This is a genomic window from Brevibacillus sp. AG162, assembly GCF_006715575.1.
Lineage (GTDB): Bacteria > Bacillota > Bacilli > Brevibacillales > Brevibacillaceae > Brevibacillus > Brevibacillus brevis.
In genome coordinates this window covers 136764-151933 of record NZ_VFNO01000010.1, presented here as the reverse complement: position 1 = coordinate 151933, position 15170 = coordinate 136764, and the positions used below count along the sequence as shown (strand labels likewise).

General features: G+C 49.3%; 14 protein-coding genes. 11 read left to right on the top strand and 3 right to left on the bottom strand.

Features of this window, described 5'->3' with window-relative positions; translation table 11 throughout:
• Positions 1 to 2 precede the first annotated feature (2 nt).
• From FB479_RS24685 to FB479_RS24660, 6 genes are read left to right on the top strand one after another with little or no spacing between them, the layout of a single operon-like run.
• The gene (locus tag FB479_RS24685; protein WP_164724478.1) at positions 3 to 776 is read left to right on the top strand and encodes a thiazole synthase; all 774 of its coding nucleotides are present in this window, start codon (positions 3 to 5) and stop codon (positions 774 to 776) included.
• Positions 769 to 2064, top strand: a complete 1296-nt coding sequence (locus FB479_RS24680) for an acetylornithine deacetylase (RefSeq protein ID WP_142067041.1) — start codon at positions 769 to 771, stop codon at positions 2062 to 2064. Before FB479_RS24685 ends, FB479_RS24680 begins: the two co-directional genes overlap by 8 nt.
• A 7-nt stretch (positions 2065 to 2071) precedes the next feature.
• On the top strand, positions 2072 to 2752 hold the full coding sequence (tenA, locus tag FB479_RS24675) for a thiaminase II (RefSeq protein ID WP_106655437.1): 681 nt from the start codon (positions 2072 to 2074) through the stop codon (positions 2750 to 2752).
• Entirely contained in the window at positions 2737 to 3519 is a 783-nt protein-coding gene (locus FB479_RS24670; RefSeq protein WP_142067040.1) for an ABC transporter ATP-binding protein, read from the top strand. Before tenA ends, FB479_RS24670 begins: the two co-directional genes overlap by 16 nt.
• A complete protein-coding gene (locus tag FB479_RS24665; RefSeq protein WP_106655435.1) occupies positions 3519 to 4277 on the top strand; it encodes an ABC transporter permease in 759 nt (252 codons plus the stop codon). The genes FB479_RS24670 and FB479_RS24665 overlap by 1 nt, the downstream gene beginning before the upstream one ends.
• Positions 4274 to 5305, top strand: a complete 1032-nt coding sequence (locus FB479_RS24660; RefSeq protein ID WP_142067039.1) for an ABC transporter substrate-binding protein — start codon at positions 4274 to 4276, stop codon at positions 5303 to 5305. The genes FB479_RS24665 and FB479_RS24660 overlap by 4 nt, the downstream gene beginning before the upstream one ends.
• A 97-nt stretch (positions 5306 to 5402) precedes the next feature.
• Here FB479_RS24660 and FB479_RS24655 read toward each other — a convergent pair whose 3' ends face one another.
• Together FB479_RS24655 and FB479_RS24650 are read right to left on the bottom strand one after the other, a co-directional pair.
• Entirely contained in the window at positions 5403 to 6785 is a 1383-nt protein-coding gene (locus FB479_RS24655; protein ID WP_142067038.1) for a sensor histidine kinase, read from the bottom strand.
• On the bottom strand, positions 6786 to 7499 hold the full coding sequence (locus FB479_RS24650; protein WP_106655432.1) for a response regulator transcription factor: 714 nt from the start codon (positions 7497 to 7499) through the stop codon (positions 6786 to 6788).
• A gap of 152 nt (positions 7500 to 7651) precedes the next feature.
• Between FB479_RS24650 and FB479_RS24645 the strand changes: the two genes are divergently transcribed.
• The 3 genes from FB479_RS24645 to FB479_RS24635 are packed head-to-tail and all read left to right on the top strand — an operon-like array spanning position 7652 to position 10057.
• A complete protein-coding gene (locus FB479_RS24645; protein ID WP_142067037.1) occupies positions 7652 to 8563 on the top strand; it encodes an ABC transporter ATP-binding protein in 912 nt (303 codons plus the stop codon).
• On the top strand, positions 8563 to 9312 hold the full coding sequence (locus tag FB479_RS24640) for an ABC transporter permease (protein ID WP_142067036.1): 750 nt from the start codon (positions 8563 to 8565) through the stop codon (positions 9310 to 9312). The genes FB479_RS24645 and FB479_RS24640 overlap by 1 nt, the downstream gene beginning before the upstream one ends.
• A 13-nt stretch (positions 9313 to 9325) precedes the next feature.
• Entirely contained in the window at positions 9326 to 10057 is a 732-nt protein-coding gene (locus FB479_RS24635) for an ABC transporter permease (protein ID WP_142067035.1), read from the top strand.
• Between the two features lie 262 nt (positions 10058 to 10319).
• On the opposite strand, the gene FB479_RS24630 is transcribed toward FB479_RS24635, so the two are convergent.
• On the bottom strand, positions 10320 to 10862 hold the full coding sequence (locus FB479_RS24630) for a hypothetical protein (RefSeq protein ID WP_142067034.1): 543 nt from the start codon (positions 10860 to 10862) through the stop codon (positions 10320 to 10322).
• 179 nt (positions 10863 to 11041) lie between these two features.
• Here FB479_RS24630 and dacB point away from each other — a divergent pair, with 179 nt between their 5' ends.
• Entirely contained in the window at positions 11042 to 13936 is a 2895-nt protein-coding gene (dacB, locus tag FB479_RS24625; RefSeq protein WP_142067033.1) for a D-alanyl-D-alanine carboxypeptidase/D-alanyl-D-alanine endopeptidase, read from the top strand.
• Positions 13937 to 14103: 167 nt separating this feature from the next.
• Entirely contained in the window at positions 14104 to 15168 is a 1065-nt protein-coding gene (locus tag FB479_RS24620; RefSeq protein WP_142067032.1) for an Ldh family oxidoreductase, read from the top strand.
• Positions 15169 to 15170: the final 2 nt, after the last annotated feature.

Sequence of the window (15170 nt, the reverse complement as noted above, 5' to 3'; positions counted from 1 at the left end):
TCATGATGGATACATTGAAAATTGGATCGTACGAGTTTCGCTCCCGTTTGCTTTTAGGGACAGGTAAATTCGCTGATTTGGATACACAAGGGAAAGCGGTAGAGGTGTCAGAAGCAGAAATTTTGACATTTGCGATTCGTCGCTTGAATTTGGAAAATCCGCAAGAACCGAACTTTTTGGAACAACTCGATTTGAAAAAATTCACCCTGCTACCAAATACAGCAGGTGCCTATACAGCAGAAGAAGCCGTGCGCATTGCCCGTTTGGCTAAAGCATCTGGACTGTGTGACATGATCAAGGTCGAAGTCATTGGAGATCCGAAAACTCTTCTCCCTGACCCGATTGGCACACTCGAGGCTTCGAAAATCTTGGTGGAAGAAGGCTTTATCGTACTGACCTACACCAATGACGACCCGATTCTTGCTCGACGCCTGCAAGAGGTTGGCGTACATGCGGTTATGCCGGGTGCGTCACCAATTGGTTCCGGACAAGGGATTGTCAACGAAAACAATCTCCGCTTTATCATCGAGGATGCCAAAGTACCGATTATCGTCGATGCTGGAATTGGCTCGCCAGCAGACTGCGCGAAAGCGATGGAGCTGGGGGCGGACGGTGTCTTGTTGAACACAGCAGTCGCCCTCGCTGACAATCCTGTTCTGATGGCAGAAGCGATGAAGCTCGGGGTGGAAGCAGGTCGCAAAGGCTTCCTGGCAGGCCGTATCGCGAAAAAGCGTTACGCGTCCGCAAGCAGCCCGACTGAAGGGATGATTGAGTAGCGTGGATCGACTGACAGAAGCGGTAGAATCGATTGCCAGCCGCAAAGAAGAGCTGTTTGCCCTATTGGCAGAGCTCGTTTCTCATCCGACTGTGAGTCCTCCCGCGCGAAATAGCGATGCCGCACAAGGAGTAATCGCCAACAGACTGCAAGCGATGGGATTCGAAGTAGATCGCTGGACGGTATATCCAGGAGACGACAATATCGTCGGTCGGTTATCAGGGAGTGCTTCTACCCAGGCAAACAGCTTGATTGTCAACGGGCATATCGATGTGGCTGAAGTCGGAGATGACAAGGGGTGGACCTATCCACCTTTTGCTCTGACACATGGCAAGGATGGGCGCTTGTACGGACGTGGTGTTGCGGATATGAAAGGCGGACTGGCAGCGAGCCTGTTTGCGATCCAAATGCTGCGCGAACACGGAATCGAGCTCCAAGGCGATCTGCTCGTTCAATCCGTCATCGGAGAAGAAGCGGGTGAAGCGGGGACATTGGTCGCTATCGAGCGTGGCTATCAGGCTGACTACGCCGTTGTAGTGGATACGAGCAATCTCCACATACAAGGGCAGGGCGGGGTCATTACAGGCTGGATCACGATTGAGAGTCCGACGACGCTGCATGACGGAATGCGTGCACAGACCATTCATGCAGGCGGACGTGTTCGGGGAGCTTCTGCCATTGAAAAAATGACGAAGGTGATCACCGCACTGCAGGAACTGGAGCGGGACTGGGCTGTCATGAAGTCCTATCCCGGCTTCCCGGCAGGCAGTAATACGATCAATCCCGCAGTCATCGAGGGAGGTCGACACGCTGCATTTATCGCAGACCGTTGCGCTCTGTGGATTACCGTTCATTTTTATCCGAATGAATCCTACGAAGAGATCATCCGAGAGATCGAGGATCATGTCGGGCGTGCAGCTGCTGCTGATCTTTGGCTGAGAGACAATCCTCCTACATTCCGGTGGGGTGGACGTTCGATGATTGAGGAGCGCGGTGAAATCTTCCCTTCACTGGAGTTGGATACGAAACATCCAGGCTTGGCAACGCTGCAATCCGCCTATGAAAGTCACATGCATCAAGCACCTATCGTTACGATGTCGCCTACGGTGACGGATGCAGGCTGGTTTGCGCATGCAGGCATTCCGGCTGTCCTATTCGGACCCGGTGAGCTCACGCATGCTCATGCCGTAGATGAATCCATTGATCCCGACCAGCTTGTTCATTTTGCCCAGATCATGGCCCGCTTCATTGCCACCTGGTGCAATACCCCAAAGGAAGCGAAGGAGTGAGTATTGCATGACAACCTTTACTGATCGTTTAAGAAAAAGTGTAGCCCCGATCTGGGAGCGTGTTCATCAACATCCTTTCGTCACCGGACTTGGAGATGGCAGCCTGCCCGTTGGTGCATTCAAATATTACATGAAACAAGACTACATCTATCTGATTGATTACGCGAAAATGTTCGCGATTGCGAGTGTGAAGGCGTACGATCTGGAAACAAGTTCTCGCTTCGCTGCTTTGCAAGAATCGACGCTGAACACAGAGATGGAGCTGCATCGCCAGTATGCAGAGCGCTTCGGTATCTCTCGCGCGGAGCTGGAAGCGACAGAGCCTTCGTTTGTGATGTTGGGGTACACCAGCTACATGCTGCGTGTCGCTCATCAAGGGTCGTTGGCAGAATTGGTGAGCGCACTACTCCCATGCACGTGGAGCTATTGGGAAATCGGCAAGCGCTTGGCACAAGTAGAAGGGGCGCTGGATCACGAACTGTATGGCGAATGGGTACGCATGTACAGCTCCGATGAGTTTGGGCAGCTGGCGATCTGGCTGATTGATATCATGAACCAATTGGCGGAAGGAAAGAGCGAGCAAGAGCTGGCCAAACTGGAAGAGTATTTTGTCAATACCTCCAAAATGGAGTACATGTTCTGGGACATGTCCTACAGAGAGGAAATGTGGCCGTGGGAGAACAACTAGCTTTCGTCGACGTCAGCTTTTCGTATGGCGACAAGCAGATTCTTGATCATTTTGATCTGCGTGTGGGGAAAGGGGAGTTCGTCAGCTTGATCGGTCCGAGCGGGATCGGGAAAAGCACCTTGTTTCAACTCATCGCAGGTCTTCTTACGCCCACGCAAGGCGAAATCAGGCTCGGCAATGTAGCAGTTGCAAATCGTTTGGGGCAAGTCGGCTATATGCCCCAACGAGATCTGCTCATGCCATGGCGTACGATTGTCGAAAATGCAGCCTTGCCTCTAGAAATCAAAGGTATGACAAAAAAAGAAGCGCATGAGTGCGTCAGACAGCAATTGCCAAGGTACGGGCTTCAGGAGTGGGCTGACAGCTACCCAGCCCAGCTTTCCGGTGGAATGCGTCAGCGTGTTTCCTTTTTGCGCGCATTGTTTTCCGGCGCAGAGATGATGCTGCTGGATGAGCCGTTTAGTGCATTGGATGGAATTACAAGAATGGACATGCAAGAGTGGCTGATGGAAAAGTGGCAGGAAACAGGCAGTACGATGCTGATGATTACGCACGATATCGACGAAGCCATATTGCTCGCGGACCGCATTATTGTGCTGACTGGTAGTCCGATCACCAGGCCGATCGAATTAGCCGTTCCGGTAAGCAGACCGCGAACAGCAAGCAGCCGCAACCAAGCCGGATTTTTGGCATTGCGTGAACAAATTTGGGAACTGCTTCGACAGGAGCGCCAAGCAGCCATGAAGCCGTTGAGGAGAGAAGCATGATGGGGAGAGGCATTTGGTTTGGTATCTCCATCGCCATTTTTCTCCTGGTGTGGGAAGCTGGATGCCGCTTCCTCGGAGTGCCGCCATTCATTCTACCGCCACCTAGCGCTATGGTCGTATCGCTGTGGGATTTACGTGCCTCTCTAATAGGTATACATCTTTGGGCGACGTTAAAGGAAGTGTTACTGGGGCTATCGATCTCGATTGTGTTTGGAATCTCCCTTGCATTTGCGATGATTCGCAGTCGGATTGTGGAACGCTTGGTCTATCCGTATATCGTCATCTCCCAAACGATCCCAATTATAGCGTTATCACCCGTTTTTATTTTGTGGTTCGGGTATGATTTATCTGGAAAAATCGCTGTTACGATTCTGTTTACTTTCTTTCCGATCGTCGTCAACACATATGACGGACTTCGCTCGACGGACAAGGAAATGCTCCAGCTGTTAAAAACGATGGGGGCAACAAACGGACAAATTTTTACCAAGCTGCAATTGCCGTCGAGTTTACCCCATTTCTTCAGTGGCCTCAAAGTGGCAGCTACCTACAGTGTGGCTGGGGCGACGATTGGGGAATGGCTGGGGGCGAGTGAGGGTCTCGGGTATTTTGGCAGACGGGCATCCGGCAATTTTCAGGCTCCCGCGTTGTTTGCCTCGGTCCTGTTGCTCTCGATTCTCGGCATGCTGCTGTTTTGGCTAGCTGGACGACTCGAACGTCATTTTTCCCCGCATATGAAAATCAAAGGAGAACAACAATGAAACCTTTCAACAAGTGGACGAAAGCATTCATGGCACTCACATTGGCAACAGGTCTTGCTGCTTGCGGCAATCAGGCGAGCTCGGATGCTGGTCAGACGCAAGCCCCTGCTGGTAAAGGAGCGGAGGCGACAGAGCTGACGATTGCGCTCGATTGGTATCCGAATGCCGTACATTCCTTCTTGTATGTCGCAGAGGAGCAAGGCTATTTTAAAGAAGAAAACCTCAAGGTGACCATGCAAATGCCTTCCGACAGCAATGATCCTCTGAAAATGGCAGCTGCTGGCAAAGTAGATTTGGCGATCAGCTATCAACCACAGCTCGTCCAAGCTCGTGCAGAAGGAGTTCCTGTCGTATCTGTAGGTGCACTCGTTCGTCATCCGTTAAACGTGATCATGACGCGCCAAGACAGTGGAATCGATACTCCGCAAGAGCTGGCTGGAAAAAATATCGGTTATCCATCACTTCCACTCGATGAATCGATCGTACGTCAAGTTGTGCAGCATGCTGGTGGGGATGATTCCGGACTAACCTTCACGGATATCGGCTTTGACATCGTCCCGGCGTTGACGGCCAAAAAGGTCGATGCAGTAGTAGGTGGCTATATCAACCATGAGCAACCGATTTTGGAGAAGCACGGCGTTCCTGTCAATGTGTTCAAGCCTTTTGAGTTTGGTGTTCCAGACTACTATGAGCTCGTATTAGCGACAAGTGACGATACATTGGGCAAAAAGCAGAAAGCTGTGGAAGGTTTTCTCCGTGCAATTGGCAAGGGCCAGGACTATGTGAAAAATAATAAGGAAAAGGCACTCGATCTGTTGTTTACCAAACAGGCTGCCGATTTCCCACTGGAAAAAGACATTGAAACCAAGAGTTTGGATATCCTGATTCCGTTGATGGATGCTGGAGAAAAGCCATTTGGATACCAGACAGTGGAGTCTTGGCAAACTCTGATTGATTGGATGAAAAAAGAAAAGCTGATTACGGCAGAGATCAAAGCTGAAGATATCATGCGCGATCTCGTGAAATAATCAGTCGAAAAGCACCCACTTTGCACACTTTTGAGAGTCTACTCTCGATTAGCGAGGCAAAGGAGGTGCTTTTTTTTGCTGGATGGTTCTATTCCGATTAGGAGGAGAGGGGGAAACAAAGTTCTGCTGTCATCCCTTTTCCTGTATCACTTGTTAACAGCAGGCGTCCATGATGAGCGGCTGCAATACGTGCAACCATGGGCAAACCGAGACCATGACCATTGTGTGAGGGAGATTTTCTTTTTGACGAATAAGGCAATTCCACCAAGTCAGGCAGCATGCTTTGCTCAATGCCTTTTCCGTTGTCAGTGATAATTAGGAGAGCATTGCGCTGGTTGGCTGACAGGGTCGTTTGCACGTGGATGTGACAGCCTGATGGGTTATGCACGATGCTGTTCTGGACGAGATTCGTGATAGCGCGGACAAGAAGTTTTTCATCACCCATCACGAAGCATTGCTCAGTCGTGACATCCAGCTCAATGGTAAAGGCCTCTGACAAATCATTGTTCAAAAAGTCAGTAACAATTTGCCGCGCAAGTGTCGATAGCCGAATCAGTTTGGTATGAATGGGCTGCATTTCGTATTCCAGCATGGAAACGAGATTCAAGTCGCTGACCAAAGACCGGAGCTTTTCCCCTTGCTTTCGAATGATGCTTGCTTTTTGCTGCTGTTCGTAAGGCACCGCGTCGCTCTCTTCCAATTCACTGGCATACCCGAGCACCATCGATAATGGCGTGCGTATATCATGGGAGATTCCCGCGATCCAATTCGAACGTGCTTCGTCTCTGGCTTTTAGCATAGCGTTCTTCTCTTGCAGAAGCGTCGATGCATGATTGATGCTTCGGGCAATCCCGCTGAACATTCCCTTTGCCTCGACATGGGTATGCTGATCTTCTGACAGAGCGTGAATTCCGCTAATCAGAGGGCGGATGGCCCGAATGAGTCGAGTGCCGATGAATAGCGAGAGAAGAGCGGCGAGCAGTATATTTCCGAATAGCAAAGCCAGTAATCGATACGGCAAATCGCTTATCCAACTGATTGGTAAATGAATCTGGTACTTGGCGAGACTGTCCTTCGGGTAGCCCACGACGACCAGCCCCATCTCATGCTCCCAGACAAAAACAGGATAGTCCTGTAAGTAATTTCGCGAGAACTGCGCCACTTCTGCCAAGGAATAGGCGCGAGGCAATTGGTCCGGTATGGCGTAGTCCCAGATGACCTTTCCATCGTCCGCAATCAGCATGGCCCAAGCCTGGCTCTTTTGCAACCAATCTTGTGCATTTGGTTCCAACGTATAGTGGGAACCGTTCTTGTGGAGACCTTCTGCGATAGTTTGTGTGACGTGAACGGGAGGAGAGCCTTCGTTCATGCCTTTGAAAACAAATGTACCGAGAATGATGTAATTGACGATGAGCAAAAAGACGGCGATCAGGATAGAAGCACCTGTATAACGACGTAAAATTCGTACAGCTCCATCCATCTACAACTCTTCCTTTACGAGTAATTTGTACCCAAGTCCTCTTACCGTCAGCAAATATTCAGGAGTGGACGGACATGGCTCAATCTTTTCGCGAATGCGCCGCATATGAACCATCAGCGTATTTTCATACCCGTAGTAATCGTCACCCCATACGGATTGGCACAGGGCATCACTTGTGACGATTCGTCCCCGGTTTTCATAGAGTTTTCGCAAGAGTGCGTGTTCCTTGGCGGTCAAAGCATATTCGTGGTGATCTCTCGTCACGATTGCCGCCTCCAAATCGATTGTACTGTCACCAAGCTGGAAAACAGGCAGCCGTTCGATTTGGGGAGGGGCGTATACACGTCGTAAAATGACCAGGAGACGGAGAACGAGCTCGCGCGGTAAAAATGGCTTCACAATATAGTCGTCAGCACCTAGGCCAAGTCCGAGCAATCGATCTTCATCTTCTCCTCGGGCTGACAGAAAAATGACAGGGATTTGCGAGAAACGACGGATCGAAGTCAAAAGTCCAAATCCATCTCCATCAGGCAGCATGACATCCAGGATTACGACATCTGGCTTGTCCGAAGCGCATATCACTAATGCTTCTTTACAGCTACCCGCATGAAAAATACGAGAGAATCCTTCCTTACGCAAAAATCCATCGATCATATTTCTGATATCAAGCTCATCTTCCACGATGAGCACTTTTTTCTGTTTCCACTCTTCCATATTGAATCACCCTTATTCATTATACTCGCTTGATTTGTGTGTTCTACCCACTCGAAGTCGATTTAAGGTTGTCGTAAGGTTCCTGTCAGCTTATCGACGGGTTGGGTCTCTATGATTTCGTAGGAGAGACCAACAGATAGGAGCGAGAAAAGATGAATACGGTAATTCGAACGGAAAACCTTTCAAAACGTTATGGAGGTGCCTATTCCGTCCAGCGGGTGAATCTTGCGGTAGGAGAAGGGGAGGTGTATGGCTTCCTCGGTCCAAATGGTGCGGGAAAATCGACGACACTTAAAATGCTGCTAGGATTAGTCAAGCCGACAGAAGGGAGTGTCTCTGTATTCGGGAAGGATTTTAGCAGGAACCGAATTGAAACTTTGAGTCAGACGGGTTCCTTGATTGAGGCTCCTTCCTATTACGGTCATCTTACTGGCCTGGAAAATATGCGCGTCATGCAGCGGCTGCGAGGTGTTCCGGACAAACATGTAGAGAAAGCCTTGCAAATCGTCCGTTTGGAAAAGCAACAGAACAAAAAGGTAGATCAGTATTCGCTCGGGATGAAGCAGCGACTGGGAATTGCCATGGCTTTGCTGCATTTTCCAAAGCTCGTCATCCTCGATGAACCGACAAACGGTCTGGACCCTGCAGGAATCGGTGAAATTCGGGAATTGATCCAATCGTTGCCACACCAGTATGGAATGACCGTGCTACTCTCTAGCCATCTGCTCTCGGAAATCGAGCAAGTGGCCACGTCTATCGGCATTATCCACGGGGGGAAGCTTTTGTTTCAAGGGAGCATGGAGCAGCTGCAACGGAACAGTCAGCCTCATGTTTGGATGAAAACGCAGGATAATGAAAAAGCGAGAAGGGTTCTTCAAGATAGGGAGCATTCTCCAAGTCTCCAAGATGGCTTCCTTGTCATGGAAGGCATGGGGGATAGAGAGGTAGCGCAGACAAATCGGGCGCTGATTATGGCGGGCATTGATGTTTATCGCATTGAAGTGCACAAACAAAGCTTGGAGAGCATTTTCCTCTCCCTTACAGGCAAGGAGGGGAGCTTGTAATGAGGACACTCTTGCTAGAGTTTTATAAAATTAGACATAAGCGTCTGTTTCTTATGCTCGCCATTCTTTTGAGCATCGAACTGGCATGGGGGTTTATGGCTGTCAGTACCTCCATGACGAGAAATCCAGATGCCGCGACGTGGAGCGCCATACTGGTCACGATTACAGCCATGAATGGATTGTTTTTGCCGATCGGTTCGGCTGTCATTGTTTCACGGATTTGTGATATGGAACACAAAGGGCGTACATGGAAGCTGTTGATGGCTGCTTCTGTCAGCCGAAAAGCGGTTTATGCGGCAAAATTCGTCTCTGCGGCTGTTTTGATGGGGAGTGCAGTCATTCTACAGGTATTGGCGATCGTGGCATTTGGCATTGGCTATGGGTTAGCAGAGCCAGTTCCGATTGGTATATTACTCCATTTTGTAGCAGGAACCACGCTGACGAATCTCGTGGTGATTGCTCTGCAGCAATGGATCTCTCTCGCCATCAAAAATCAGGCATTTAGTCTATGTCTCGGGATGATCGGGGGCTTCATTGGCATGACAGCGAGCTTGTTTCCGCCACAAATCGGACGCCTTTTCATATGGTCGTACTATGTGGACTTTTCGCCCGTTACGTATCAATACGTGAACGAAACCATGCTGTTTACTACACGCGAAATCGGTGTTCATTTGCCGATCATCGTCGTACTCATGGGCATCGCATTCTACCTTGCTGGGAGCATTCACGTATCCCGGCAAGACGTGTAGGGAGGAACTTGTTATGCTAATCAAATGTTTGGGAGCAGAATGGGTAAAACTTCGACGTTCGCGTATATGGCTCGTTTTGCTTGTGCTTCCTGTTTTCAGTACGCTGATCGGCTTCGCCAACTACTGGATGAACCAAGCGATCCTGCAAAATGGCTGGTATAGCCTGTGGACGCAGGTGAGCTTGTTCTACGGAGAATTTTTCTTGCCCATTCTCATCGCGATCTGTTGTTCGTTCGTGTGCAGACTGGAGCATGTAAACCGAAACTGGAATGTGATACTGACAGCACCGGTAGCAACCCCAACGATTTTTTTCGCGAAGCTGGTGGTGGTTGGTGTTCTCCTTTTTGCTGTGCAGCTTTTCTTCCTCGTGTTGTATATTTGCGCGGGTTTCATCGCTGGACTACACGCACATTTTTCGTTTCCAATGGAAGTGTTCGGATGGATCATGCGAGGCTGGCTGGCCTCGCTCGCCATCATCTCCTTCCAACTATGGCTTTCCACGCGGATACAGAGCTTTGCTGTACCTGTCGGCATTAGTGTTTGCACTGTTTTTATAGGGTTGGGCTTGTATGTATCTGGGCTTGGGATGTTTTTTCCTCTGTCACTTTTGACGATTGGCATGGGCGTGCTTAGTCAAGAGAGTTTGTCGCTAGGAGAGCTGGGGACGTTTGTCGTCATGTGTGTACTATTCGTGACAAGCGGCTGTACACTGGGGATTCGCCGTCTTACGAGAGCAGGTCTTTAACAGTTTTCGCCACATAAACGGTTTCCCTTTCCTGTCAAACAACCTTATAATAGAAGGTGAATGCTTGAATGAGGAGAAGTTTCCATGGACGACAAACACATAAACAAGACGAATAGCAAATGGGTGATCTGGGGGTTTATTCTCAGTGTACTCGCTTGTGCTGTGTCTATGGTGATTTTCATCTACGTGATGCGCAACTAACAGCACATGATGGAACCGTCAAAAAACCGCTCATTTACGAGAGCGGTTTTTTGCTGTGGTGTTAGCGGGATATCGCTGTTATTTTTCGGATGGCTTCTTCTTGTGACAGCTGGTTCAGCTCGGTAAAGCCAACGTTGGAAAGAGCTATCGTTTTTCCTTGATAGATGGGGTAAACGCCTTGCCAGAGACCTGCTGTACTGTACAGCTGTGATCCGCTCACTTTTCGTAAAAACAATAAATAATTCCCTTCCGCCAGCGGCCCAGGGTATGTTAGGTTAAGTGGACTGGAGGCATCAGGCAGCGGCTCTACTCCAGTGCTAATCACCGTTAATAGCCTGGCTGCCGTACCTTTTATGGCCGTTTTTACCTGGAGGCTTTGTGTGTAGTTCACGATCTTGCCTTGGGGAATGGTGCGTCCCGTTGGATAGGCCTGATGGGCACTGTCTACCCAAGCGATTACGATCAAGTCGCACTTTTTGACGAGATCCGCAAGAGAAGAATAGGGGGAGGGATCTACTTGTACACGCCCGATGGCGGTTTGGGCATGGACGGGGAATGTAAAGGCGCAGAGAAGTGATAGACAGAGCAGCAATCGATAGAACATGAAACCATTTCCTCCAAACGAAAGAAGTCTTGAAGGTAGTATGAACGGAATGGGTATGATTCATGCCTGTAGACTTTTAGTATAATGGTAATATTCCGAATAAATAGAATACGTGCTATCATGATGGCGTACTGTGATTTGTTGGTTGAAATCGCCCAGACTATGACAAGGAGGTTATCATGAATCATTTATTTGCTTTTCGACGTGTCGGTACGTGGTTTTTCGTGTTGGCTCTCTTGCTGCAGGTAGCAGTATCACCTGTACTAGCCAGGGAAGAGGTCACTTCTTCTCGTCCTCTTGCACTCAGCATAGAAAAATTGCTCGCCGATTTGAAAAATGATGAGAATAGCAAGGGCATGTACGCTGGAATCGCGGTCTACGATCTAACCGACAAAAAGTACGTATATAAGCACAATGCGGAACGCAATTTTATTCCGGCTTCCAACATGAAGCTGTTTACGACAATTGCCGGTCTGGATAAGCTGGGGCCGGATTATCAGTGGAAGACCGAGGTGTTTGTTTCAGGAAAGGTAAATAACGGTGGCATTTTGCAAGGAGATCTGATTTTAAAAGGCTATGGGGACCCTAGCCTGACCACAGGCGATTTGCAACAAATGGCAAAAGCCATCAAAGATTTGGGGATCAAACGAATCAATGGAAACTTGCTTCTCGATGACAGCTATTTCGATGAGACCAGATTGGGTACGAGCTGGATGTGGGATGACGAACCATATGGGTACAGCGCTCAGGTAAGTGGTTTAGCCGTCAATAAAAACTTTACCACCCTAACTGCAACCCCTGGAAAAACGGTGAACGATGCCCCCGTCCTGACCATGAATCCGGCTACCACATACATAACAGTCACAAACCAGTTGAAAACAACAGAGGGCAAGGAGAGTAACGTGCTTGTCGAGCGACCGCGCGGAAAAAATGAAATCATCGTATCCGGTACGATCGGGCTTCAAGCAGCTCCTTATGAGGAAGATGTCACGATGGAAGACCCGGCTTTTTATGTGGGGGATCTATGGAAGGATCAGTTGCTGAAACAAGGGATTGCCTTACATCCGAAGACAGAAGTGAAAAAAACTGTGCTGCAAAGCGGAGTGCCGCTCTATACCCACTTGTCCAAACCGTTGGCTGAGATCACGGTGGAGCTCAACAAGGATAGTGACAACTTCTATGCGGAGATGCTTTTAAAGACGCTGGGCGTTACTCAGAAAGGTGAGGGCAGCTTTGAGGCAGGCAGTGAAGCGGTAGCGGACGTGATGAAGCGCGCTGGCATTGAGTCAGGCTTCCGTCAGGTAGATGGATCGGGGTTATCGAGATTTAATATGATCACTCCAGAACAGATGATTGAAACCCTCATCTTTTTGCAGGAGCAAGAATATCGAACGGAACTGGAAAAATCACTCCCAATCGCAGGAGTGGACGGCACATTGAAAAACCGTATGAAAGGAACGAGTGCGGAAAAGAATTTGTTTGCGAAGACAGGTTCGTTAAGCGGGGTCAATACCATGTCGGGTTATGTAACGGCAAAAAATGGTCATCAGCTGGCCTTTTCGATTTTGATCAACGGTATCTATCAATCGAAGTATGCGAGGGAGCTACAGGATCGAATCGGAATTTTGTTAACAACCTACCCGGACATCGCAGCACCGGAAGGATTCAGCCCTCCAGAGAAAAAGACGTACCCACTCTCTGCTTTGATCGATCCCATCCTCGATACGCCGGAAGCAGCAGGTGTAACGGCTGGAATCATAATCAAATCGTTGGATTCAACAGGTGACCCCGTTTTATACGAACGAGATGCAGACACACTGCTTACTCCTGCTTCGAATCTGAAGCTGCTGACGACTGCCACAGCGTTGAAGCAGCTTGGTTCGGATTACGTATTCAAAACAGAACTGTATGGAGACGCACCGATCACCTCTACGGGCGTACAACAAGGCAATCTGTATGTGAAAGGATACGGTGACCCTACCTTGCATACGGAGAATGCGCTTCAAGTGCAGGAAGGTGTGTCGATTGAAAAAATAGCGGGGTGGCTCAAGCAAAAAGGAATCACGCGTATTAACGGGAACCTCGTGATGGATGAAAGCTACTTTGACCAACAACGGCTTGGCCTCGGCTGGGCATGGGATGATGAGAGCTACTATTACAACCCGACTATTGGGGCGCTTGCACTGAACCGTGGGACGGTCATGATCGAATTCAAGCCTGCTAACGATGCTGGCAAACCGGTGGAAATCAACTTGCTTCCCAAAACAGCGTATGTGCAAGTGATCAATGAAGCCCAGACCGTACAAAAAGGGGAAGAAAATACGTTTGCTATCCTGCGTGACCGTGGGACAAATACAATTAGACTATCAGGGAACCTCCCGCTTGATCACGAAGGAGATTACGAGCGCGTACCTGTGGAAGAGCCAGCCAAGTACGTGGGGACCGTACTGAAGGAAACATTGGAGCAGCAAGGAATTGCATTTGCTCCGAAAAGCGAAGTGATGATCCAGCCAGTTCCTCCAGCAGCAGTGAAATGGACACAATTTGAGTCACTGCCGCTGAAGGACATCGTTTTGTACCTCAACAAGCGCAGTGACAATTACTACGCCGAAATGCTCCTCAAGACACTTGGAGCCGAAAAGAAAGGGAAAGGGAGCGCAGCCATTGGTGCAGAGGTCGTTCAGGAAACCGTAGCTTCGCTTGGCGGCAATACCACCTTCGACATGATGGATGGATCAGGCTTGACCCGCTACAATCTTATTTCTGCTCGGCAGATCGCATCCGTACTTGAAGGGATGACCAAAGAATCGACATTTGCCACTTATGATGAATCATTACCCATAGCAGCAATAGATGGTACTCTGAAAAACCGCTTGAAGGACACACCTGCCGCCAATAATCTTCATGCGAAAACAGGTTCGATGACAGGTGTGAACACATTGTCGGGCTATATCACGACCAAAGGCGGAGAGAAGCTCATCGTTTCGATTATGTTTAATGGATATGTCGAGGATGAAGAGCTGTTTGCCAAGATGCAGGACCAGATCATCATGACACTGGCCAGTTATGAATAGTATCACGCAAAAAAGGAGCCCCTATTTCGGGAGCTCCTTTTTCTGTTGGTATCGTCTACCGAACTGGGTCAATGCCTGTAGCGGTCAATCAGAGGGTGACATATCTATATTCAGATTAGGAAGCAGGCGAAGTACAGAACAGCGGTGAAGGAGGGGAAAAAGAGAAGATGCACCCTGCACTCTTTCATTGGAAGCATTTGGAGCAAGTCGTAACAGAGGTGCTTGTACAGGCAGGTACCAGACGCGAGCATGCAAGGCTTGTCGCAGAATCCCTCGTCCATGCTGATTTGCGCGGCATCGAGTCTCATGGTTTGGCGAGGCTGCCGATTTATCTCCAACGAATCGAAGCAGGCTTGATCGAATTGAACGATGAACCAGTGGTATGGAAACAGGAGGGGGCAACAGCACTGGTAGACGGCAAAAACCAGCTGGGTGCGGTAGTCGGGGTTGCGGCATTGGAGGAAGCGATCAAGTTATCGCGGCAGATGGGAATCGGGGTAGTCGGTGTTCGTCATTCCAACCACTTTGGCTCCTGTTCGTACTATGCAGAACGAGCAATCGCAGAAGGAAAGATTCTTCTTGTCCTTTCCAATGCCCCCGAAGCAATGGCACCTACAGGAGGGATTCGTCCATTTTTCGGCACGAATCCAATGGCAGTAGGAATTCCGGCAGGCGAAGAGCCATCCTTTTTGTTAGATATGGCTACAAGCGTCGCTGCCAGGGGAAAAATCGCCTTAGCCGTTAAAAAAGGGGAAACGATTCCTGCCGATTGGGCCATCGATCCGAATGGGAAGGAAACAACTGATCCCAAACAAGCCTTGCTAGGCTCACTTTTGCCGATCGGGGGAGCAAAGGGTTACGGAATGGCGATGTTCATCGATATTTTGTGTGGGCTGCTAACGGGTGCAGCAACGGGACCACATGTAAAAAGCCTGTATGACAATTGGAACGATCCACAGAACGTGGGCCATCTATTCTTGACGGTGGATATTGAACGATTTATGCCACTGCCCGATTTTTGCGCCAAAATGGATGCGTACATTCGTGAGGTGAAAAGCGTACCGGCGAAAGAAGGTGTATCCGAAATTTTCATACCGGGGGAGATCGAGAGCCGAAAAAAGCAAGAACGCATGGAAAACGGTATTCCATTCGATCCGAACCTGACGAAAGAACTCAGCCAATTATGCCGTACCTATGGTGTCGATTTGCAGGCAGCGTATCATATCCCCTAACC